The 22,952-nt window shown below is 47.0% G+C and carries 27 protein-coding genes and 1 other annotated feature; all 27 genes read right to left on the bottom strand.

Features of this window, described 5'->3' with window-relative positions; all coding sequences use genetic code 11:
* Positions 1-22: 22 nt before the first annotated feature.
* The 27 genes from rpsN to rplK all read right to left on the bottom strand — a co-directional run bounded on the left by rpsN (position 23) and on the right by rplK (position 22,913).
* The gene (rpsN, locus tag KNO76_RS12325; protein ID WP_012727664.1) at positions 23-292 is read right to left on the bottom strand and encodes a 30S ribosomal protein S14; all 270 of its coding nucleotides are present in this window, start codon (positions 290-292) and stop codon (positions 23-25) included.
* A 20-nt stretch (positions 293-312) separates the two neighbouring features.
* Positions 313-852, bottom strand: a complete 540-nt coding sequence (rplE, locus tag KNO76_RS12320; protein WP_026824841.1) for a 50S ribosomal protein L5 — start codon at positions 850-852, stop codon at positions 313-315.
* 32 nt (positions 853-884) lie between these two features.
* Positions 885-1,193 (bottom strand): 50S ribosomal protein L24, encoded by a 309-nt coding sequence (gene rplX / locus KNO76_RS12315; RefSeq protein WP_026824840.1) that lies wholly within the window; start codon positions 1,191-1,193, stop codon positions 885-887.
* A 36-nt stretch (positions 1,194-1,229) separates the two neighbouring features.
* The gene (gene rplN, locus KNO76_RS12310; RefSeq protein ID WP_026824839.1) at positions 1,230-1,598 is read right to left on the bottom strand and encodes a 50S ribosomal protein L14; all 369 of its coding nucleotides are present in this window, start codon (positions 1,596-1,598) and stop codon (positions 1,230-1,232) included.
* 44 nt (positions 1,599-1,642) lie between these two features.
* Positions 1,643-1,903, bottom strand: a complete 261-nt coding sequence (gene rpsQ / locus KNO76_RS12305) for a 30S ribosomal protein S17 (protein WP_012727668.1) — start codon at positions 1,901-1,903, stop codon at positions 1,643-1,645.
* 32 nt (positions 1,904-1,935) lie between these two features.
* Positions 1,936-2,139: a 50S ribosomal protein L29 gene (gene rpmC, locus KNO76_RS12300; RefSeq protein ID WP_026824838.1), complete on the bottom strand. Its 204-nt coding sequence runs from the start codon at positions 2,137-2,139 to the stop codon at positions 1,936-1,938.
* Entirely contained in the window at positions 2,126-2,563 is a 438-nt protein-coding gene (gene rplP, locus KNO76_RS12295; RefSeq protein ID WP_012727670.1) for a 50S ribosomal protein L16, read from the bottom strand. Before rplP ends, rpmC begins: the two co-directional genes overlap by 14 nt.
* 32 nt (positions 2,564-2,595) lie before the next feature.
* Positions 2,596-3,255, bottom strand: coding sequence for a 30S ribosomal protein S3 (rpsC, locus tag KNO76_RS12290; RefSeq protein ID WP_026824837.1), 660 nt, complete (start codon positions 3,253-3,255; stop codon positions 2,596-2,598).
* 13 nt (positions 3,256-3,268) lie between these two features.
* Positions 3,269-3,601, bottom strand: coding sequence for a 50S ribosomal protein L22 (rplV, locus tag KNO76_RS12285; RefSeq protein WP_024372186.1), 333 nt, complete (start codon positions 3,599-3,601; stop codon positions 3,269-3,271).
* A 20-nt stretch (positions 3,602-3,621) separates the two neighbouring features.
* Positions 3,622-3,897 (bottom strand): 30S ribosomal protein S19, encoded by a 276-nt coding sequence (rpsS, locus tag KNO76_RS12280; protein ID WP_026824836.1) that lies wholly within the window; start codon positions 3,895-3,897, stop codon positions 3,622-3,624.
* Between the two features lie 66 nt (positions 3,898-3,963).
* The gene (gene rplB / locus KNO76_RS12275; RefSeq protein ID WP_026824835.1) at positions 3,964-4,794 is read right to left on the bottom strand and encodes a 50S ribosomal protein L2; all 831 of its coding nucleotides are present in this window, start codon (positions 4,792-4,794) and stop codon (positions 3,964-3,966) included.
* Between the two features lie 34 nt (positions 4,795-4,828).
* Positions 4,829-5,110: a 50S ribosomal protein L23 gene (rplW, locus tag KNO76_RS12270; protein WP_026824834.1), complete on the bottom strand. Its 282-nt coding sequence runs from the start codon at positions 5,108-5,110 to the stop codon at positions 4,829-4,831.
* A complete protein-coding gene (rplD, locus tag KNO76_RS12265; RefSeq protein WP_026824833.1) occupies positions 5,110-5,733 on the bottom strand; it encodes a 50S ribosomal protein L4 in 624 nt (207 codons plus the stop codon). Before rplD ends, rplW begins: the two co-directional genes overlap by 1 nt.
* A gap of 28 nt (positions 5,734-5,761) precedes the next feature.
* Positions 5,762-6,388, bottom strand: a complete 627-nt coding sequence (gene rplC, locus KNO76_RS12260) for a 50S ribosomal protein L3 (RefSeq protein ID WP_026824832.1) — start codon at positions 6,386-6,388, stop codon at positions 5,762-5,764.
* 61 nt (positions 6,389-6,449) lie between these two features.
* Positions 6,450-6,758: a 30S ribosomal protein S10 gene (gene rpsJ / locus KNO76_RS12255; RefSeq protein ID WP_026824831.1), complete on the bottom strand. Its 309-nt coding sequence runs from the start codon at positions 6,756-6,758 to the stop codon at positions 6,450-6,452.
* A gap of 377 nt (positions 6,759-7,135) precedes the next feature.
* Positions 7,136-7,645, bottom strand: coding sequence for a hypothetical protein (locus KNO76_RS12250; protein ID WP_214885728.1), 510 nt, complete (start codon positions 7,643-7,645; stop codon positions 7,136-7,138).
* A gap of 108 nt (positions 7,646-7,753) precedes the next feature.
* Positions 7,754-8,941, bottom strand: coding sequence for an elongation factor Tu (gene tuf / locus KNO76_RS12245; protein WP_026824829.1), 1,188 nt, complete (start codon positions 8,939-8,941; stop codon positions 7,754-7,756).
* Positions 8,942-9,054: 113 nt separating this feature from the next.
* Complete coding sequence (fusA, locus tag KNO76_RS12240) at positions 9,055-11,133, bottom strand: elongation factor G (RefSeq protein WP_214704375.1); 2,079 nt, start codon at positions 11,131-11,133, stop codon at positions 9,055-9,057.
* A gap of 112 nt (positions 11,134-11,245) precedes the next feature.
* Positions 11,246-11,713, bottom strand: a complete 468-nt coding sequence (gene rpsG / locus KNO76_RS12235) for a 30S ribosomal protein S7 (RefSeq protein WP_026824827.1) — start codon at positions 11,711-11,713, stop codon at positions 11,246-11,248.
* 49 nt (positions 11,714-11,762) lie between these two features.
* Positions 11,763-12,185, bottom strand: a complete 423-nt coding sequence (gene rpsL, locus KNO76_RS12230) for a 30S ribosomal protein S12 (protein WP_012727683.1) — start codon at positions 12,183-12,185, stop codon at positions 11,763-11,765.
* Between the two features lie 290 nt (positions 12,186-12,475).
* Complete coding sequence (rpoC, locus tag KNO76_RS12225) at positions 12,476-16,075, bottom strand: DNA-directed RNA polymerase subunit beta' (RefSeq protein ID WP_214704383.1); 3,600 nt, start codon at positions 16,073-16,075, stop codon at positions 12,476-12,478.
* Between the two features lie 22 nt (positions 16,076-16,097).
* A complete protein-coding gene (gene rpoB, locus KNO76_RS12220; protein WP_214885736.1) occupies positions 16,098-19,646 on the bottom strand; it encodes a DNA-directed RNA polymerase subunit beta in 3,549 nt (1,182 codons plus the stop codon).
* 193 nt (positions 19,647-19,839) lie between these two features.
* A complete protein-coding gene (locus KNO76_RS12215; protein ID WP_026824824.1) occupies positions 19,840-20,436 on the bottom strand; it encodes a class I SAM-dependent methyltransferase in 597 nt (198 codons plus the stop codon).
* A 79-nt stretch (positions 20,437-20,515) separates the two neighbouring features.
* Positions 20,516-20,884 (bottom strand): 50S ribosomal protein L7/L12, encoded by a 369-nt coding sequence (gene rplL / locus KNO76_RS12210; RefSeq protein WP_026824823.1) that lies wholly within the window; start codon positions 20,882-20,884, stop codon positions 20,516-20,518.
* Between the two features lie 58 nt (positions 20,885-20,942).
* Positions 20,943-21,449 (bottom strand): 50S ribosomal protein L10, encoded by a 507-nt coding sequence (gene rplJ / locus KNO76_RS12205; protein WP_214885727.1) that lies wholly within the window; start codon positions 21,447-21,449, stop codon positions 20,943-20,945.
* Between the two features lie 44 nt (positions 21,450-21,493).
* Positions 21,494-21,647 (bottom strand) — a sequence feature (ribosomal protein L10 leader region).
* Positions 21,648-21,706: 59 nt separating this feature from the next.
* Complete coding sequence (rplA, locus tag KNO76_RS12200; RefSeq protein WP_214885726.1) at positions 21,707-22,393, bottom strand: 50S ribosomal protein L1; 687 nt, start codon at positions 22,391-22,393, stop codon at positions 21,707-21,709.
* Positions 22,394-22,487: 94 nt separating this feature from the next.
* Positions 22,488-22,913, bottom strand: a complete 426-nt coding sequence (rplK, locus tag KNO76_RS12195; RefSeq protein WP_012727690.1) for a 50S ribosomal protein L11 — start codon at positions 22,911-22,913, stop codon at positions 22,488-22,490.
* Positions 22,914-22,952 lie beyond the last annotated feature (39 nt).

Below are 22,952 nucleotides of genomic sequence, written 5' to 3'. Positions count from 1 at the left end.
CTCCTTTCACACTGTTAGTGGATTACCAGCTTGCTTTTTTAACACCAGGGATTTGACCTTTGTATGCAAGATCACGGAACTTGATACGGCTGATCCCGAATTTACCCATGTAACCATGCGGACGACCTGTGATGCTGCAACGGTTGTGCAAGCGTACAGGTGACGAGTTACGTGGCAATTTGCTGAGTCCGATATAATCGCCTTCAGCTTTCAACTTCGCACGCTTTTCAGCGTACTGGGCAACGAGTTTCTCGCGTTTAAGTTCGCGATTCACCATTGACTTTTTAGCCATGTTGTCGACCTCCCTTTAGATTATTTTTGGAATGGCATACCGAGAAGTGTGAGTAATTCACGTGCTTCTTCGTCTGTGTTTGCTGTTGTAACAACAACGATGTCCATACCGCGTACTTTAGATACTTTATCGTAATCGATCTCAGGGAAAATAAGTTGCTCTTTCACGCCAAGCGTGTAGTTACCGCGTCCGTCGAATGCTTTCTTCGATACACCGCGGAAGTCACGTACACGTGGAAGTGAAACAGTTACCAATTTGTCGAGGAAATCGTACATACGCTCGCCACGAAGTGTAACCTTCGCACCGATTGGCATACCTTCACGAAGCTTGAAACCAGCGATTGATTTCTTCGCTTTCGTTACGAGTGGTTTTTGACCAGAAAGAATTGATAATTCTTCCACTGCCATGTCAAGTGCTTTCGAGTTCGAAACAGCATCACCTACACCCATGTTGATGACGATCTTTTCGATTTTCGGTACTTGCATGACTGAGTCATAGTTGAATTTATCCATCATCGCTTTCACGATGTCGCTTTTATACTTCTCTTGCAAACGGTTCATAGTCGAATGGACCTCCTTTCGTCACGTTCTTCTTATTTATCGAGTACTTCGCCCGATTTCGCGACACGAACTTTTTTACCATCGACTACTTTGAAACCAACACGAGTTGGTTTGCCAGTTTTAGGGTCGAGTGGCATTACGTTCGAGACGTGAATTGGTGCTTCGATCTCAAGGATCCCGCCTTGTGGATTCGCTTGTGATGGTTTCGCGTGTTTTTTCATCACGTTTACACCTTCAACCAATACGCGGTTCTTGCTTGGCATAGCTTTGAGGATAACCCCTTGCTTGCCTTTATCTTTACCAGACATTACCTGGACTGTATCGCCTTTTTTAACATGCATCGTTTGCGCACCTCCTTATAGGATTGAAATTGGAAATTAAAGTACTTCCGGTGCCAACGAAACGATCTTCATGAATTCTTTTTCACGAAGTTCACGTGCAACTGGCCCGAAGATCCGTGTGCCGCGTGGGCTCTTGTCATCTTTGATAATGACTGCTGCGTTCTCATCGAAACGGATGTACGAACCATCTTTACGACGAGCGCCGCGTTTTGTACGAACGACAACTGCTCTGACAACGTCACCTTTTTTAACAACGCCACCTGGTGTTGCTTGTTTTACCGTTGCGACGATAACGTCACCGATGTTTGCAGTCTTACGACCAGAACCACCGAGAACCTTAATTGTCAACAGTTCACGCGCGCCAGAGTTGTCTGCTACTTTCAAGCGAGATTCTTGTTGAATCATGCGAGTGTACCTCCCTCCGGATGTTTAATAAATCCGAACTGTTATTAGATGATTACTGATTCTTCTACTACTGTTACAAGACGGAAACGTTTGTCTTTAGAAAGAGGACGTGTTTCCGCGATGCGAACGATATCGCCCACTTTAGCGACGTTGTTCTCATCGTGTGCTTTATATTTTTTCGTGTAGTTTACACGTTTGCCATAAAGTTTATGACGAACCTTTGTTTCTACTGCGACGACGATCGTTTTGTCCATTTTGTCAGACACGACGCGACCAGTGAACACTTTACGGTTGTTGCGTTCCATGAGTGTTACCTCCTCTCAAGAATCCGATGTAATTAGGCGTTGTTGATGCCGAGTTCGCGTTCACGAAGAATCGTTTTAGCACGCGCAATCGACTTGCGTACTTCACGGATACGAGCAGGATTCTCAAGCTGACCTGTAGCAAGTTGGAAGCGCAGGTTAAAGAGTTCTTCTTTCCACTCGCCCACTTTACCGTTGAGCTCTTCAGTTGTTGATTGACGGAGATCAGTTGCTTTCATTCGTATCACCACCATTTTCTTCACGTTTCACGAACTTACATTTCACTGGAAGTTTGTGCGATGCAAGACGAAGTGCCTCACGTGCCACTTCCTCAGATACACCTGCGATTTCGAACATTACTTTGCCAGGCTTAACTACAGCTACCCAGCCTTCTGGAGCACCTTTACCCGAACCCATTCGGACTTCGAGAGGCTTTTTAGTGTAAGGTTTGTGTGGGAAGATCTTGATCCACACTTTACCACCACGTTTCATATAACGTGTCATTGCAATACGTGCTGATTCGATTTGACGGTTTGTAATCCAGCTCGCTTCGAGAGCTTGGAGACCGAACTCACCGAAGTGTACAGTTGTGCCGCGTTTAGCGTTCCCGCGCATTTTACCACGGTGTACACGACGATATTTCACGCGTTTAGGTAACAACATAGTGTGTTGCCTCCTTCCTGAAAGAGTGTTTATTATTCAGCGTTTTTCGCTGTGTTGTTTTTTGTTGGAAGAACTTCACCGTGGTATAACCAAACTTTTACGCCGATTTTACCGTAAGTTGTGTCAGCTTCAGCTGTTCCGTAGTCGATGTCGGCACGGAGTGTGTGAAGTGGAACTGTTCCTTCCGAGTATTTCTCTGAACGAGCGATATCAGCGCCACCAAGACGACCAGAAACTTCTGTTTTGATCCCTTTGATGCCTGTGCGCATCGAACGTTGAATTGATTGTTTCATTGCACGACGGAATGATACACGACCTTCCAATTGACGAGCAATGTTTTCTGCTACAAGCTTCGCTACAGCGTCAGCATTTTTCACTTCAACAACGTTGATGTGAACGCGTTTTCCGTCAGCGAGTTTTGTGATGTGTTTACGGAGTGATTCAATTTCAGAACCACCTTTACCGATTACCATACCTGGCTTCGCAGTGTGAAGCGAAATGTTCACGCGGTTTGCAGCGCGTTCGATTTCAACTTTAGAAACACTAGCATCCTTCATTTTGTTTTCGATGTATTCACGAATAACGAAGTCTTCATGAAGGAGATCAGCGTAGTCTTTCTCAGCGTACCAACGCGAATCCCAGTCTTTGATAACACCAACGCGAAGACCGTGCGGATTTACCTTTTGACCCACTACATATCCCTCCTTATTTCTCAGTTACCACGATGTGGATGTGGCTTGTGCGTTTGTTAATGCGGCTTGCGCGACCCATCGCACGTGGGCGGAAGCGTTTGAGTGTTGGACCTTCGTTGACAAAAGCTTCTGTTACAACAAGGTTCTCAATGTTCATATCGTAGTTGTGCTCTGCGTTAGCAATCGCTGATTTTAATACTTTCTCAACGACTGGCGATGCTGCCTTGTTTGTGTGAGCAAGGACAGAGAGCGCTTCGCCGACTTGTTTCCCGCGAATTAAGTCTACAACGAGACGTGCTTTGCGAGGAGCAAGACGGACCATATTAGCTGATGCTTTAGCTTGCATGGATTTGACCTCCCCTCAAATTACCGTTTCGTTTTCTTGTCTGATCCGTGACCTTTGTACGTGCGTGTTGGAGCGAATTCACCAAGTTTGTGACCAACCATGTCTTCTGTCACGAATACTGGTACGTGTTTACGACCATCGTGTACACCGAACGTGTGACCCATGAATTCTGGGAAGATCGTCGAGCGACGTGACCAAGTTTTGATGACTTGCTTCTCACCAGATTCGTTGATTTTATCAACTTTAGCGAGCAAGTGGTGATCTGCGAATGGACCTTTTTTCAAGCTGCGACCCATGTTAGAACCTCCCTTTGGAATGATTCGGGAACGGCCCTTTCGAACCGCCCGAGAATCATGTAGTAATTATTTCTTACGGCGACGAAGGATGTACATGTCGCTCGATTTGTTTTTCTTACGAGTTTTAAGACCAAGAGCTGGTTTACCCCAAGGAGTAAGTGGGCCCGTACGACCGATTGGCGCACGACCTTCACCACCACCGTGTGGGTGATCAACCGGGTTCATTACAGAACCACGTACTGTTGGGCGTTTGCCTAACCAACGTGAACGTCCTGCTTTACCGATGTTTACGAGTTCGTGTTCTTCGTTACCAACTGAACCGATTGTCGCGCGGCAAGTGCCGAGGAACAAACGTGATTCACCTGATTGAAGACGAACGATGACGTACTTGCCGTCACGTCCTTGGATTTGTGCCGATGCACCAGCCGCACGAACTAGCTGACCGCCTTTACCAGGCTTAAGCTCGATGTTGTGGATTGTTGTACCGACAGGGATGTTTACGAGTGGAAGAGCGTTCCCCACTTTGATATCCGCTTCAGGACCAGACATGATTTCCATGCCCACTTTGATGCCCTTAGGAGCGAGGATGTAACGTTTCTCACCATCTACATAGTTGATGAGTGCGATGTTAGCTGAACGGTTTGGATCGTATTCGATCGTTGACACACGTCCTGCAACGCCATCTTTGTTACGTTTGAAATCGATGATACGGTATTTACGCTTGTGACCGCCACCTTGGTGACGAACAGTCAAGCGACCTTGGTTGTTACGTCCGCCTTTTTTCGAAAGCTTTTCAGTTAACGATTTTTCAGGGCGATTCGTTGTAATCTCTGCAAAATCAAGAGATGTCATGTTACGACGACCGTTAGTGGTCGGCTTAAACTTTTTGATTGCCATCGAGGATTCCCTCCTTTTCTTCTAAGGTAGTTAATTAACCGAGGAAGTCGATTGTGTTGCCTTCAGCAAGAGTTACAATCGCTTTTTTACGGCGAGCTGTGTAACCAGCGTGACGACCGACACGTTTCGCTTTCGGTTTGTAGTTCATTGTGTTTACCGAAGCAACTTTCACGTTGAAGATTGTTTCGATAGCGTGTTTTACTTGCGATTTAGTCGCTTTTACGTCGATTTCGAAAACGTATTTGTTAGCTTCCATGAGGCTAACTGAACGTTCAGTAATGATCGGACGTTTGATGATATCGTATGCTTGTGCCATTATGCAAGCACCTCCTCTACCTTCGCAACCGCATCTTTAGTGAAGATGACTTTGTCGTTAGCAACGAGGTCAAGAACGTTTACGCCTGCTGCGTCGATCACAGTCACTCCTGGGATGTTACGAGCTGCGAGAGCGATAGTCTCATTGTAGTCCGCTGTGACTACAAGAGCCTTACGTTCTACTGATAAGCTGTTGAGTACAGCAGCCATATCTTTTGTTTTTGGTGCATCGAAAGCAAGGCCTTCGAGGACGATGAATTCGTTGTTTTGTACTTTCGACGAAAGTGCCGAGAGAAGTGCTAAACGACGAACTTTCTTAGGAAGTTTGTAAGAGTATGAACGTGGTGTTGGACCGAAGACTGTACCACCACCAACCCATTGTGGTGAGCGGATAGAACCTTGGCGCGCACGACCAGTTCCCTTTTGTTTCCATGGTTTACGGCCGCCACCGCGTACTTCCGAGCGACCTTTCGTATCGTGAGTACCTTGACGGCGTGATGCTTGTTGCATGACGATTGCGTCGTAAAGTACTGATTCGTTTGGCTCGATTCCGAAGATGGCTTCTGCCAATTCGATTTCGCCAACTTGTGAACCTGTTTGGTTAAGCAAAGCTACTTTAGGCATTCGTAATTCCTCCTTTCCGTGCAGTTAATTAGTTACCTTTGACCGCTGTTTTGATGATAACGTTCGATTTACGAGCGCCTGGAATAGCACCTTTCACGAGGAGAAGGCCGCGTTCCACATCAACTTTAACGATTTCAAGGTTTTGAATTGTTTTACGCTCTCCACCCATTTGACCAGGAAGAAGTTTCCCTTTGAATACGCGGTTAGGAGCGACAGGACCCATCGAACCAGGACGACGGTGGTAGCGCGAACCGTGAGCCATTGGTCCACGTGATTGTCCGTGACGCTTGATCGCACCTTGGAATCCTTTACCTTTCGATGTACCTGTAACGTCTACTAATTCACCTGCAGCGAAAATGTCTGCCTTAATCTCTTGACCGATTTCGTATCCTTCTACTGAAGTACGAACTTCTTTGATGAAGCGCTTAGGTGTCGCGTTTGCTTTCGCAGCGTGACCTTTTGATGGTTTGTTTTGACGTGATTCTTTGATGTCTCCGAAACCAAGTTGAACTGCTTCGTAACCGTCTGTATCAACTGTTTTAAGTTGAAGAACGACGTTACCTTCGACAGCAACTACTGTTACCGGTACAACTTCGCCTGCTTCGTTGAAGATTTGAGTCATACCAAGTTTTGTTCCTAAGATTCCTTTAGCCATGAGATACACCTCCTGTTAATAATTAATTGTCTCTTCTGGCTAGTATCTACTATATGAAGAATTAAAGTTTGATTTCGATGTCTACACCTGATGGTAACTCGAGACGCATAAGCGAATCGACTGTTTTCGGTGTTGGGTTTACGATGTCGATCAAGCGTTTGTGTGTACGCATTTCGAACTGCTCACGAGCATCTTTGTACTTGTGGACCGCACGAAGGATCGTGTAAATCGATTTTTCAGTTGGGAGCGGGATTGGACCCGATACCTTTGCACCTGAACGCTTCGCAGTTTCAACGATTTTCTCAGCTGATTGATCGAGAACGCGATGGTCATATGCTTTTAAACGAATACGAATTTTTTCATTTGCCATGTTTATTTCCCTCCTTTGTCGCCTACTTTAAAAATAGACAATTCTCCGCGGAAATTTCCACACCGGCCATGGCAATGCTGCCTGGCGTGTCATAACCTCCCGCTTCAACGCAGCGTGCTTGTGTCAGCAGAGGCATCCGATCATTGCAAATCAACGATTGGACCCATGTTCTGCTGTAAAGTCTCTCACCACTCGCACAAACACTTAATCATTATATCTAATCTGGTCATGGAATGCAAGATTAGATTTTTGAAGTCGCCGGTTGTCTGATGAGTTGCTCAACGTTCCCTAATGTAACAAGATTTACGAGCTTTTGCAAGTAAAAATTCATTCTTTTATTGAACTATTTTTTAAACGAACTCCTATGTCAACTCTACCTAGCGTTTCATTAACTCGCCAAACCGCTCTGTTACCTCTTCTATGACCGATTGCGGGGCTCGTTTCAAACAGTCTTTGACAATTCCTTCATTAATAGAGTTTATCTTGAAATAGCTGACCAATGACGCTAGTTTATCCTCACGCCCGATGACCGTGTAAAGGACGACCCACTCCTCTAGGTGCATCCATTGCCCATCTGGTTCAATGAAAGGATGCGTATAGATTCCGTCTGTGCACTTCATCCGGAAACTAGAGATGACGTCCACATCCGTTCTCTCGAATACGTACTCTCCAAAGTAGGTGGTTACGTATGTCTCGTGTGGGTCAGAGACTTTCTTCTCCCCGGCGCGACTTAGTATGCAATCGATCTTTTCAAACTGATCCGGTTCAACAAAGACATCGATGTCATTCGTTACCTCGACGATGCCATGGTGCTTTAACAGATGTGAGCCACCGATGCGATACTCAATCCCATTCAGGCGACAAATTGTCTCCAATTGTTTCAGCATGACGTCACTCCTTTCTCATATGCCTCATCTTACCATGTCATCATGAAAACACAAAAAAGCAGCCCGCATATTGCGGACTGCTTGAAGTTGTTCAGATGAGTCAATCGATTACTCGATGATTTCTGTTACTGAACCAGCACCTACAGTACGGCCACCCTCACGGATAGAGAAACGTGTACCGTCTTCGATCGCGATTGTAGAAATCAATTCGACCGTCAACTCGATGTTGTCTCCTGGCATTACCATTTCAGTACCTTCTGGAAGGTGAACGATACCTGTTACGTCAGTTGTACGGAAGTAGAACTGCGGGCGGTAGTTCGCGAAGAATGGCGTGTGACGGCCACCCTCTTCTTTAGAAAGAACATAGATTGATGCTTTGAATTTAGAGTGTGGTGTGATTGAACCTGGCTTAGCAAGTACTTGTCCACGCTCGATGTCCTCACGTGATACACCACGGAGAAGTGCACCGATGTTGTCGCCAGCTTCAGCGTAGTCGAGAAGCTTACGGAACATCTCTACACCAGTACATACAGTTTTCTTAGTTTCTTCTGTAAGACCAACGATTTCAACTTCGTCGTTGACGCGGAGAACACCACGCTCAACACGACCAGTCGCTACAGTACCACGACCAGTGATTGAGAATACGTCCTCAACAGGCATCATGAAGTCTTTATCAGTGTCACGAACTGGTTCTGGGATGTACTCATCAACAGCGTTCATGAGTTCCATAACTTTTTCTTCCCACTGAGCTTCACCGTTAAGTGCGCCAAGTGCAGAACCTTTGATTACAGGGAGGTCGTCGCCTGGGAAGTCATATTCAGAAAGAAGTTCACGGATTTCCATTTCAACGAGTTCGAGGAGCTCTTCATCGTCTACCATGTCAACTTTGTTCATGAAGACTACGATGTAAGGAACACCTACTTGACGTGAAAGAAGGATGTGCTCACGTGTTTGTGGCATTGGGCCATCTGTTGCAGATACAACAAGGATTGCTCCGTCCATTTGAGCAGCACCAGTGATCATGTTTTTAACATAGTCAGCGTGTCCTGGGCAGTCAACGTGTGCGTAGTGACGCTTTTCAGTTTCGTACTCAATGTGAGCTGTTGCGATTGTGATACCGCGTTCGCGCTCTTCCGGAGCACCATCGATTTGGTCAAACTTAGTAGCTGTTTTACCTTGTGCACGTGAAAGTACAGCAGAGATTGCTGCAGTCAAAGTTGTTTTACCGTGGTCAACGTGGCCAATTGTACCAATGTTAACGTGCGGCTTAGAACGGTCGAATTTTTCTTTACCCATTCTAGATTCCTCCTCTATTAAACGATTAGTTTTATTTAACTAGGAAGACGTAGGTTACTTTTAACATACGTCCTCCTTAGCTTACAACAATCAATCTAGCGATACAACCGTTATTAGCCGTTCGCTTTTTTGACGATTTCTTCAGCAATTGATTTCGGTACTTCTTCGTAATGATCGAAGTGCATCGAGTACGTTCCACGTCCTTGCGTACGTGAACGAAGTGATGTTGCGTAACCGAACATTTCAGAAAGTGGAATCATCGCTTTAACGACTTGAGCGTTACCGCGAGCTTCCATACCTTCTACGCGTCCACGGCGTGACGTAACGTCACCCATGATGTCACCCATGTATTCTTCTGGGATAACAACTTCAACACGCATCATTGGCTCAAGGATAACAGCTTTCGCTTGGTCCTTAAGTTGTTTAACCGCCATCGAAGCAGCAACTTTAAACGCCATCTCGTTCGAGTCGACATCGTGGTACGATCCGAATACGAGACGAGCTTTAACGTCTACTACTGGGTAACCAGCGAGGATACCGTTTTCGAGAGCTTCTTCAATCCCGTTTTGAACAGCTGGGACGTATTCACGTGGTACAACACCACCGACGATCTTGTTCACGAACTCGAATCCAGCGCCTTCTTCGTTCGGCTCGAATTCTACGACAACGTGACCGTACTGACCGCGTCCACCAGACTGACGAACGAATTTCGAATCGATCTTCGCAGCGCCACGGATTGTTTCACGGTAAGCAACTTGTGGTGCACCAACGTTAGCTTCTACTTTGAATTCGCGACGCATACGGTCAACGAGGATGTCAAGGTGAAGCTCACCCATACCAGAGATGATCGTTTGACCAGTCTCAGGGTTTGTTTCAGTGCGGAATGTTGGATCTTCTTCTGCGAGTTTCGCAAGAGCTTGACCCATTTTATCTTGGTCTGCTTTCGATTTAGGCTCGATTGCAACCGAGATAACTGGTTCTGGGAACGTCATTGACTCGAGAACGATGTTATCTTTCTCAGTACAAAGCGTGTCACCAGTAGTCGTGTCTTTGAAACCAACAGCAGCGGCGATGTCACCAGCGAATACCATTGGAATCTCTTCACGGCTGTTTGCGTGCATTTGAAGGATACGACCGAGACGCTCACGCTTCCCTTTAGTCGAGTTCTTCACGTATGATCCTGCTTCAGCTGTACCAGAGTACACGCGGAAGAACGTCAATTTACCGACGTAAGGGTCAGTCATAACTTTGAACGCAAGTGCTGAGAATGGAGCTTCATCAGAAGGCTCACGTGTGATTTCTTCTTCTGTATCGAGGTTGATCCCTTTGATTGACTCGACATCAACTGGTGATGGGAGGTAATCAACAACGGCGTTAAGCATAAGCTGAACACCTTTGTTCTTGAAGGCAGAACCAACGAGTACAGGGTAGAATTCAACGCTAAGTGTCGCTTGACGGATCGCAGCTTTCAATTCTTCAATTGAAATTTCTTCACCTTCAAGGTACTTCATCATCAATTCTTCGTTGAAGTCAGCAACACCTTCGATCAATTGACCGCGAAGTTCTTCAGCTTGGTCAGCCATGTCAGCTGGGAAGCCATCAATCACTTCGATGTCAGTACCGAGGTCGTTGTTGTACATGTAAGTCTTCATTTCAACGAGATCGATGATCCCTTTGAAGTTGTCCTCTGCTCCGATTGGGAGTTGAATCGCGTATGCGTTCGCATTAAGGCGCTCATGAAGCGTCTTCACAGAGTACAAGAAGTCTGCGCCGATTTTATCCATCTTGTTGACGAATACGACACGTGGTACACCATATGTCGTCGCTTGACGCCATACAGTTTCTGTTTGTGGTTCTACACCTGACTGAGCGTCAAGTACAGCAACAGCACCATCAAGTACGCGAAGTGAACGTTCAACTTCTACTGTGAAGTCTACGTGTCCAGGTGTATCGATGATGTTTACACGGTGACCATTCCACTGTGCAGTTGTCGCAGCCGAAGTGATCGTGATACCACGCTCTTGCTCCTGCTCCATCCAGTCCATTTGTGAAGCACCTTCGTGCGTTTCACCAATTTTATGGATACGACCTGTGTAATAAAGAATACGTTCAGTTGTTGTCGTTTTACCGGCATCGATGTGAGCCATGATCCCGATGTTACGAGTATTCTTTAGGGAGAATTCTCTTGCCATACTGGGTATTCTCCTTCCGCATATTTGATTTTCGTGTGTTGGCACACGATATGATTATACCCGAAAGCCACTCCGTTAAGCCACGCTTGGCGGAGTGGACTTTACGATTAAATTACCAACGATAGTGAGCAAACGCTTTGTTTGCCTCTGCCATCTTATGCATGTCTTCGCGTCTCTTAACAGATGCACCAGTGTTGTTGGCTGCATCCATGATTTCGTTCGCGATACGTTGCTCCATCGTCTTTTCGTTGCGGAGACGAGCGTAGTTCACGAGGTAACGAAGACCAAGTGTTGTACGGCGCTCTGGACGAACTTCAACAGGAACCTGGTAGTTAGCTCCACCTACGCGGCGTGCCTTAACTTCAAGTACAGGCATGATGTTGTTCATTGCTTCTTCGAACACTTCCATAGGCTCTTTGCCTGAGCGTTCAGCGATGAGGCCAAATGCGTTGTAAATGATAGTTTGAGCTGTACCTTTTTTACCGTCTAACATGACACGGTTAATGAGGCGAGTTACCAATTTCGAGTTGTAGATCGGATCTGCGATAACGTCACGACGTTCTGCACGGTTTTTACGCATCCGAGTACCCTCCTTTCAAGATTTCAATTGTATTTTTAGTTGGCGAGAATTACTTCTTCGCAGCTTTCGGACGTTTCGTACCGTATTTAGAACGGCCTTGCATACGTCCGTCCACACCTGCAGTGTCAAGCGCACCACGAACGATGTGGTAACGTACCCCTGGTAAGTCTTTTACACGTCCTCCACGGATAAGAACAACGCTGTGCTCTTGAAGGTTGTGGCCAATACCTGGGATGTACGCAGTCACTTCGATTTGGTTAGTCAAACGAACACGAGCATACTTACGAAGCGCCGAGTTCGGTTTCTTCGGAGTCATTGTACCAACACGTGTACAAACACCACGCTTTTGTGGTGAGCTCACGTTTGTTTGTGACTTGATGAAACTGTTGTAACCTTTGTTAAGTGCTGGAGAGTCAGATTTAACGACTTTCGATTTACGTCCTTTACGGACTAACTGGTTAATAGTAGGCATCTTTGAAGATCCTCCCTTCCTGAATGTTGCTATTTTCTAGTCCCACCGACCCGGGTGGTTCATTTAAGGTCATAACGAAACGTTTTTACGAGGCGTAGGCATTCCATGACCTCGCAAAAACGTGAGTTATACCTTGAAAGTGGCAATTGTAGCAGCCAAACCTTCCCGTAGAAAGTTCGGATGGACGTCCAAGTAGCTTGCCGACTGCTGGACACCGTTGTCATCGACAACAACCGATTGGCGGCACTAAATCATAGTAGCACCGCCAACCTGCGCTGTCAAGACGTATTTTATTCGACCGTTGTATCTTCGAGAGCAACTGGTGCCTCATCTTCTTCAAGTTTCACATCACGGTAGACAGCCATTCCAGTACCAGCCGGAACGAGTTTACCGATAATAACGTTCTCTTTGAGTCCAAGGAGGTAGTCGCGCTTCCCTTTGATTGCCGCATCAGTCAAGACACGAGTCGTTTCTTGGAACGAAGCTGCTGAGAGGAACGAATCTGTCTCAAGCGAGGCTTTCGTGATTCCAAGTAGGACCGGTTTTGCAGTCGCCGGGTGTTTCCCGTCACGAATCGCACCTTTACACGCTTCTTTGAAGACGCTGATGTCGACAAGTGATCCAGGGAGAAGTGGCGTGTCACCAGACTCGATGACTTTAACACGACGAAGCATTTGGCGAACCATAACCTCAACGTGCTTATCACCAATTTCTACTCCTTGCATCCGATAAACTTTTTGAACTTCTTGGAGAAGATAGTTTTGAACACCAGATACACCACGGACGTTCAGCAATTCTTTCGGATCGATCGAACCTTCCGTGAAGACTTCACCGGCTTCAACTGTATCACCAATTTGGACGCGGAGACGAGCTCCGAATGGAATCGTGTATGAACGTGTCTCACTGAATCCTTCGACCGTGAGCTCACGCTTGTCACGTGATTCAGTGAAGTCGATGACCGTACCAGAGATTTCCGAGATGACCGCTTGACCTTTCGGGTTACGGGCTTCGAATACCTCTTGGATACGTGGAAGACCTTGTGTGATATCGTCTCCGGCAACCCCACCAGTGTGGAAGGTACGCATTGTAAGCTGCGTTCCTGGCTCACCGATCGATTGCGCGGCGATGATACCGACGGCTTCTCCGACTTCAACGTTTGATCCAGTCGCCAAGTTGCGTCCGTAACATTTCTTACATACGCCGTGTGACGTGTTACATGTGAAGGCTGTACGAATTTCAACTTGTTCAACACCCGCATCAACGATGATGCGTGCGATATCTTCTGTAATCAATTCGTTCTTATCGATCAACACTTCGCCCGTTTCAGGGTGTGTGACCGTTTCGAACGATGTACGTCCGACGAGTCGGTCGTACAAGCTTTCGATTTCTTCCGTACCTTCGCGGAGTGCAGACACACGGATTCCGCGGTCTGTTCCACAGTCTTCTTCACGGATGATGACATCTTGCGCCACGTCAACAAGACGGCGCGTCAAGTAACCTGAATCGGCTGTCTTCAAGGCTGTATCGGCAAGACCTTTACGAGCCCCGTGAGTCGAGATGAAGTACTCTTGAACCGTCAGACCTTCACGGAACGACGATTTGATTGGAAGTTCGATGATGCGACCAGATGGAGCGGCCATCAAACCACGCATACCCGCAAGCTGCGTAAAGTTAGATGCGTTACCACGGGCACCAGAGTCAGACATCATGAAGATCGGGTTCAAGCGGTTGAGGGATTTCATCAATCGAGATTGAATTTCATCCTTCGCTTCGTTCCAAGCACGTACTACGCGCTCGTAACGCTCATCTTCTGTGATGAGACCGCGACGGAACGACTTCATGATTTGGTCGACTTGAGTTTGTGCCTCATCCAAGATTTCCTGTTTGTCAGGAAGTACGATGATATCAGCAATCCCAACCGTTACACCCGCTTTTGTCGAGTGCTTAAAGCCAAGATCTTTCATCCGGTCAAGCATGCGGCTTGTTTCAGTCGTTTCAAACTTCTGGAACACTTCCGCGATGACTTTCCCGAGGAATCCTTTTTTGAACGGATCGATGATTGGACGTGATGCGATTTCTTCCGCAACGTTCGTCCCTTTGTCGATGAAGTACTTGTCAGGCGTTGCTTCCTGCAAGTTTTCCATCGTTGGCTCGTTCAAGTAAGGGAACGTATTTGGCAAGATTTCGTTAAAGATCATCTTCCCAACTGTCGTAATGAGCAATTTCTCGTTCTGTTCGTCTGTGAACGTCGGATTGTTGAGCGTACGTGCCGGAAGAGCCACACGCGAGTGCAAGTGGACATATCCGTTTTGGTAAGCAATCAACGCTTCGTTGACGTTCGAGAACACTTTTCCTTCACCGACAGCATCTTCACGTTCAAGTGAGATGTAGTAGTTACCGAGGACCATATCCTGCGATGGTGTAACAACCGGTTTACCGTCTTTCGGGTTCAAAATGTTCTGTGCAGCGAGCATGAGAAGGCGTGCTTCCGCTTGTGCTTCTGCAGAAAGTGGAACGTGGACAGCCATTTGGTCACCATCGAAGTCGGCGTTATAAGCCGTACATACGAGTGGGTGAAGGCGAATCGCACGACCTTCAACAAGAATCGGTTCGAATGCTTGAATACCAAGGCGGTGAAGTGTCGGGGCACGGTTCAAGAGAACCGGATGCTCACGGATGACTTCTTCAAGGACGCCCCAGATTTCAGGTTGCATCTTCTCGATTTTACGTTTTGCGTTCTTAATGTTTGAAGCGATGCCGCGACCGACAAGTTCTTTCATTACGAACGGTTTGAAGAGCTCAAGTGCCATCTCTTTTGGAAGACCACACTGATACATCTTCAAGTTTGGTCCTACGACGATAACCGAACGTCCTGAGTAGTCGACCCGTTTACCGAGAAGGTTTTGACGGAAACGACCTTGTTTCCCTTTCAACATATGTGAAAGCGATTTGAGCGGACGGTTACCAGGACCTGTTACCGGACGACCACGACGACCGTTGTCGATGAGAGCATCAACCGCTTCTTGAAGCATACGCTTCTCGTTTTGCACGATGATATTCGGCGCGCCGAGGTCGAGCAAACGTTTGAGACGGTTGTTCCGGTTGATGACTCGACGATACAAATCGTTCAAGTCAGATGTTGCAAAGCGTCCTCCGTCGAGCTGAACCATTGGGCGAAGCTCTGGCGGGATGACAGGAAGTACTTCAAGGATCATCCAGTCTGGATTGTTTCCTGAAGTGAAAAACGCGTCAAGAACTTCCAAGCGCTTGATCGCACGAGTACGACGCTGACCTTGGACAGTTTTCAACTCTTCACGAAGCTCACCCACTTCTTTTTCAAGATTGACGTCTTGAAGAAGTGTACGGATTGCTTCAGCACCCATGTCTGCTTTGAAGTCGCTACCGTATTTTTCACGATAGAGACGGAATTCTTTTTCCGAGAGAAGTTGTTTCTTCTCAAGCGGTGTGTCACCTGGTTCTGTTACCACGTAAGATGCGAAGTAAATGACTTCTTCAAGTGCACGTGGTGACATATCGAGAACAAGCCCCATGCGGCTTGGAATCCCTTTAAAGTACCAGATGTGCGAAACTGGTGCCGCGAGCTCGATATGGCCCATTCGCTCGCGACGCACTTTCGCTTTCGTCACTTCAACGCCACAGCGGTCACAAATGACTCCTTTATAACGGATTCGTTTGTATTTCCCGCAGTAACATTCCCAGTCTTTCGTAGGACCGAAGATTCGTTCACAGAACAATCCGTCCTTCTCTGGTTTAAGTGTACGATAGTTGATCGTTTCCGGCTTTTTGACTTCACCGTAAGACCACGAACGGATCTTCTCTGATGAAGCCAAGCCGATTTTCATATATTCAAATCGATTAACATCTACCAAGGGGCCGACCTCCCTTTTCGCCTTATTCCTCTTCCGTAACAGTCGGTTGAACGACTTGTTCTAACGCCGATGTTGCGTTCGGGATGTTGTCGTCATCTTCATCTTTCATTTCGACTTCTTCATCATCCGCTGACATCATCTTGACTTCCATACCGAGCGCTTGAAGCTCTTTGATCAAGACGCGGAATGATTCAGGAACGCCCGCTTTTGGAACGCTCTCGCCTTTCACGATGGCCTCATATGCTTTCACACGACCGACCGTGTCATCCGACTTGATTGTCAAGATTTCTTGGAGCGTGTAGGCTGCACCGTACGCTTCAAGAGCCCAAACTTCCATCTCTCCGAAGCGCTGACCACCGAACTGTGCTTTACCACCGAGCGGTTGTTGCGTAACGAGTGAGTATGGTCCTGTCGAACGAGCGTGAAGTTTATCATCAACCATGTGCGCGAGTTTGATCATGTACATGACACCGACAGAGACGCGGTTATCGAACGGTTCACCCGTACGACCATCATAGAGACGCGTTTTCGCATCTTTATCCATACCAGCCTCTTCAATCGTTGCCCATACGTCTTCCTCACGCGCTCCATCGAATACAGGTGTTGCCACTTTGATGCCGAGCTTCTTCGCTGCCATTCCAAGGTGGAGTTCAAGTACTTGACCGATGTTCATACGCGATGGTACCCCAAGCGGGTTGAGCATGATGTCAACCGGTGTACCGTCTGGCATGTATGGCATATCTTCTTCAGGGAGGATCCGCGAGATAACACCTTTGTTACCGTGACGTCCCGCCATCTTATCCCCTTCGTGAATCTTACGTTTTTGAACGATATAGACACGTACCATTTGGTTGACGCCTGGAGACAACTCGTCGCCGTTTTCACGGTCGAACACTTTGACATCCAAGATGATTCCATCTCCACCGTTTGGTACACGAAGTGACGTATCACGTACTTCACGTGCCTTCTCACCGAAGATTGCGTGCAAGAGACGTTCTTCCGCCGTCAATTCCGTAACGCCCTTAGGTGTTACTTTACCGACGAGGATATCGCCATCCTTAACTTCAGCTCCGATACGGATAATTCCGCGATCGTCCAAGTTACGAAGTGCGTCATCTCCGACGTTTGGAATATCACGTGTGATTTCCTCTGGTCCAAGTTTCGTGTCGCGTGACTCTGACTCGTACTCTTCGATATGAATCGACGTGTACACGTCATCTTTCACGAGACGCTCACTCATGATGATCGCATCCTCATAGTTGTAACCATCCCATGTCATGAAGGCAACGACAACGTTACGGCCAAGCGCGAGCTCACCCATATCCATCGACGGACCGTCCGCAAGGATTTCTCCTTTTTCGACACGATCGCCAGCTGCGATGATTGGTTTTTGGTTATAGCATGTTCCTTGGTTAGAACGGACATATTTTTGAAGTTTGTAACGGTCCAAATCACCTGAAACCTCAGAACCGTTTACGTCAGACATACGACGGATCAAGATTTCACGCGCTGTGACGCGTTCAACGATACCTGGGTATTTCGCAACAATTGCTGCACCAGAGTCTTTCGCAGACACATACTCCATTCCAGTACCGACAATCGGCGAATCTGGTTGAAGAAGTGGTACTGCTTGACGTTGCATGTTCGCTCCCATGAGGGCACGGTTCGAGTCATCGTTCTCAAGGAACGGGATACATGCTGTCGCAGCAGAAACAACCTGTTTCGGCGATACGTCCATGTAATCCACTCGGCTTGGCTCGACTGACAAGTTTTGTCCGCGGAAACGGCAAAGAACTTGTTCGTCTGCAAAGTAACCATCCTCTGTGAGCGGCATGTTTGCCTGTGCGACGACGTAGAGATCTTCCTCATCGGCCGTCATATATTGAATTTCACTTGTGACAAGACCTGTTTCCGGGTCGACACGGCGATATGGTGCTTCGATGAAACCGTACTCGTTCACTTTCGCATAAGACGAAAGTGAGTTGATGAGTCCGATGTTCGGGCCCTCTGGCGTTTCGATTGGACACATCCGACCGTAGTGGGAATAGTGAACGTCTCGAACTTCGAAACCAGCACGCTCACGTGTCAAACCACCCGGTCCAAGTGCAGAGAGACGACGTTTGTGCGTAAGCTCTGCGAGCGGGTTCGTTTGGTCCATGAACTGTGACAATTGCGAGCTACCGAAGAACTCTTTAAGCGATGCGATAACCGGGCGGATGTTAATGAGCGCCTGAGGTGTAATCGCATTTTGATCTTGAATCGACATACGTTCTTTTACAACACGTTCCATACGAGAAAGCCCGATCCGGAATTGATTTTGGAGAAGTTCTCCGACTGAACGAAGACGACGGTTTCCTAAATGGTCGATGTCATCTGTTGTTCCGACTTCGTGAAGTAAGTTAAAGAAGTAGTTGATTGAAGCGATAATATCAGCCGGCGTAACATGTTTGATACTGCGGTCGATATTGCCATTTCCGATGATGTTCAAGATACGCTCTCCATCTGGGTCATCTGGTGAGATGACTTTGATTGATTGAAGACCGAACGGTTCGCCTTCAGCGACGCCGCCAGTCGGTTCCGCATCGACATAACCGAGGCCGCTCTCCAAATGTGGGAGGATACGATCTAAGTTGCGACGGTCGAGGACTGTTCCAGCTTCAGCGAGTACTTCGCCTGTTTCCGGGTCCACGAGCGTTTCCGCTAATTTTTGACCGAACAAACGGTTCTTAAGATGAAGTTTCTTGTTCATCTTATAGCGACCAACGTTCGCTAAGTCATAACGTTTCGGGTCGAAGAAACGTGATACGAGAAGTGATTTCGCGTTTTCTACAGTTGGTGGTTCACCAGGGCGTAGACGCTCGTAAATCTCGATCAACGCTTTCTCTGTAGACTCTGTATTATCTTTTTCAAGGGTGTTACGAAGATATTCATCATCACCGAGAAGGTCGATAATTTCTTGGTCCGTACCGAATCCGAGGGCACGCAACAACACCGTTACCGGAATTTTGCGGGTACGGTCGATACGAACATAAACGATATCTTTGGCATCTGTTTCAAGTTCGAGCCAAGCACCACGGTTCGGGATGACGGTTGCGCCAAATCCACGTTTACCATTTTTATCAAGTTTAGCGTTGTAATACACGCTCGGTGAACGGACAAGCTGGGAAACGATGACGCGTTCTGCACCATTAATAATAAATGTTCCCGATTCTGTCATGAGCGGGAAATCTCCCATGAACACTTCTTGTTCTTTGAGCTCACCTGTCTCTTTGTTTTGGAGACGTACTTTTACGCGAAGTGGCGCAGAATAAGTAACGTCGCGCTCCTTCGATTCATCGATCGAATACTTCGGCTCGCTGAGCGAGTAATCGATGAACTCCAACACGAGGTTTCCTGTGAAGTCGGAAATCGGTGAAATGTCTGTGAACATTTCCTTCAATCCTTCACGCAAGAACCACTCGTAAGAAGCAGTTTGAATTTCAATCAAATTCGGAAGCTCTAAAACCTCACTGATACGGGCAAAGCTTCTTCTCTGACGGTGACGACCGTACTGAACAAGTTGACCAGTCAACTGATTCACCTCTCAGACCCCCAATTCTTTAGCGAATTTTTCGGGCGTAATAATCGAACATTGTCATTGAATGTCGCTCGTTTTCCGTCTCTAAAAAGCAGCAGACACGGCAGTTTCAAGCGAATTCCATTCCAATGGCATTTTATAATGTTAGCATATACGTTATAGCGAGTCAACAAGACTTCACCGTTTGTCAAGACCGAATTGCTCGGAAAATAAAGTAACCCTTCTCTTTCGCGACCGTTTCGACTTGACTAAACACCTCTTCTAATAACTTTTTAGCAGAAGGCGCTCCTTGTTTCTTTTGAATGACGACATAAATTGCTCCTCCATCGACCAAATGCGCATGTGCTTCACGCAAGATCGTATGGACGACTTGTTTTCCCGCACGAATCGGCGGATTGGTGACAATGGCGGCAAACCGTTCTCCCCCCACCGCGTCATACGCGTGAGAAAGCCGTGTTTCGACCGTCACTCCATTACGGGCGGCGTTTTGCTCAGAGAGCGCCAGCGCACGCTCATTTACATCAATGAGCAATGCTTCACGCCCAGAGGCATCGGCAAGCGAGATCCCCATCGGACCATAGCCGCAGCCTACGTCCAAAATGCGTCCTGACACCTCAGGTACTTCAAACGATTCAATTAAAAGACGTGACCCAAAATCGACCGATCCTTTCGAGAACACACCGCGGTCCGAAGTGAAATGATACTGTTTCCCTCGTAACTCATACGTCCATGTCTCCGGGGCACTTTCCGAACGTGGATCGTTCGTATAGTAATGATCTCCCATGCGTCGAACCTCCTAACCCATTCTTCAAGGAAATAAAAGAAGCTCGCCATGGCGAGCTTCTATAGGTTGTGAAGTTGAATTACTTAACTTCAACAGATGCGCCAGCTTCTTCAAGCTTAGCTTTGATTGAATCAGCGTCTTCTTTAGAAACGCCTTCTTTGACTGGAGCCGGAGTTCCGTCAACGAGTCCTTTTGCTTCTTTAAGACCGAGGCCTGTGATTTCACGAACAGCTTTGATGACGTTGATTTTACCAGCGCCAGCGTTTGTGAGGATTACGTCGAATTCAGTTTGCTCTTCAGCTGCTGCGCCTGCGCCAGCACCTGCAACTGCTACTGGAGCTGCTGCTGATACGCCGAATTCTTCTTCGATTGTTTTTACAAGTTCGTTAAGTTCGAGAACCGTCATTGATTTGAGGTCTTCGATGAATTGCTCTTTGTTGAAAGCCATTATGGTTTTCCTCCTTTGATGTTGTAAAAAGTTTTTAAGTTACGCTACGCGACAAAAATTAAGCTGATTGCTCTTCTTTTTGTTCTGCGATTGCATTTGTTGCGACTGCGAGCCCGCGGATTGGAGCTTGAAGTACGCTGAGAAGCATCGAGAGAAGACCATCGCGTGATGGAAGTTCTGCAAGGGCTTTGATTTCTTCGAGTGAAGTCACTTTGCCTTCAATGATTCCGCCTTTAAGTTCGAGCGCTTTGTGCTCTTTCGAGAAGTCATTCAAGATCTTCGCTGGAGCAATAACGTCTTCGTTTGAGAAGGCGATTGCTGTAGGACCAGTAAAGACTTCGTCAAGACCTTCGAAGTTCGACTGAATAGCTGCGCGGCGAAGAAGACCGTTCTTGTAAACTTTGAACTCAATTCCAGCGTCACGGAGTGATTTACGGAGTGTAGTCACTTCTTCAACTGTAAGTCCGCGGTAGTCAACAACAACTGTTCCCACGCTCGCTTGCATTTTTTCAGCGATTTCATCGACAAGTGCCGATTTCTGAGCTACGATTTTTTCGTTTGCCATGTGTTTGCACCTCCTAGTCAATTCTTATACCGGACGAGAGGCTGCTCTCCAAAAGAAATCCCTCGTATGAAGACATACGAGGGCGTAATTGTTTGAAAGTAAACCTGTGACAACAGGCTCAAGTTCGAGCAAAGACACCTCGGAAGGGTTTACGGACCGATGTCCACCTTCTGTCTACGGTAATCCAACATATTCGGTTGAACGTGTATTACTTTATCAGCGGTGTCACACGTTGTCAACAATTTATTTCAACAAAATTACTTAAGGAAATCCGCAGTCGCTACACGGATCCCAGGACCCATTGTAGATGAAAGCGCGATGTTTTTAAGGTAAGTTCCTTTTGCAGTAGCAGGCTTCACTTTCATGAGTGTTTCGAGAATTGTCTCGATGTTCTCAGAGAGTTTAGATGCTTCAAATGATTTCTTACCAACTGGAACGTGGATGTTACCAGCTTTATCAACACGGTATTCAACTTTACCAGCTTTGATGTCCGCGATTGCTTTTTCCACATCAAAAGTAACTGTTCCTGTTTTCGGGTTAGGCATGAGGCCTTTAGGTCCGAGAACACGACCGAGTTTACCAACTTCACCCATCATGTCAGGTGTCGCAACGATGACATCGAAGTCGAACCATCCTTGTTGGATTTTGTTGATGTACTCAGCGTCACCAACGTAGTCTGCTCCAGCAGCTTCCGCTTCTTTCACTTTCTCACCTTTAGCGAAGACGAGAACTTTTTGTGTTTTACCAGTACCGTGTGGAAGTACAACGGCACCACGGATTTGTTGGTCTGCTTTCTTCGGATCTACGCCGAGACGGACAGCAACTTCGATTGTTTCATCGAATTTAGCAGTAGCTGTTTTTTGAACGAGCTCGACAGCTTTGGCGAGGTCGTATGACTTCGTGCGGTCAACAAGCTTAGCTACTTCTTGGTGTTTTTTACCCATGATCTTTTCCTCCTTGTGGTTAGCGGAATTTCCTCCCACATAATGAAGGGATTGAAGGTGAGCAGTATTCACCGACAACCCCAGAGACTATCAATTAGTCTTCGATTACAATACCCATACTACGTGCAGTACCTTCAACCATAAGCATCGCTGTTTCTACAGATGATGCGTTAAGGTCAGGCATTTTAAGTTCAGCGATTTCGCGAACTTTGTCACGCTTAACCGTTGCTACTTTCTTACGGTTTGGTTCACCAGAACCACTCTCGATACCAGCAGCTTTCTTCAAGAGAACTGCAGCTGGTGGAGTTTTCGTAATGAATGTAAACGAACGATCTTCGTATACCGTGATGACTACAGGAATAATCAATCCGGCTTGGTCTTGTGTACGAGCGTTGAACTCTTTACAGAATCCCATGATGTTAACACCTGCTTGTCCAAGTGCTGGACCTACTGGTGGAGCTGGGTTAGCTTTACCAGCTGGGATTTGAAGTTTAACGAGTTTAGAAACTTTTTTCGCCACGAGACACACCTCCTTAAGTCTAAAATGTGGTTTCTTGGA

The sequence above is a fragment of the Exiguobacterium sp. s101 genome (genome assembly GCF_018617835.1).
Lineage (GTDB): Bacteria > Bacillota > Bacilli > Exiguobacteriales > Exiguobacteriaceae > Exiguobacterium > Exiguobacterium marinum.
The sequence above is the reverse complement of the archived record's forward strand: the minus strand, read 5'-3'. Positions and strand labels throughout refer to the sequence as shown.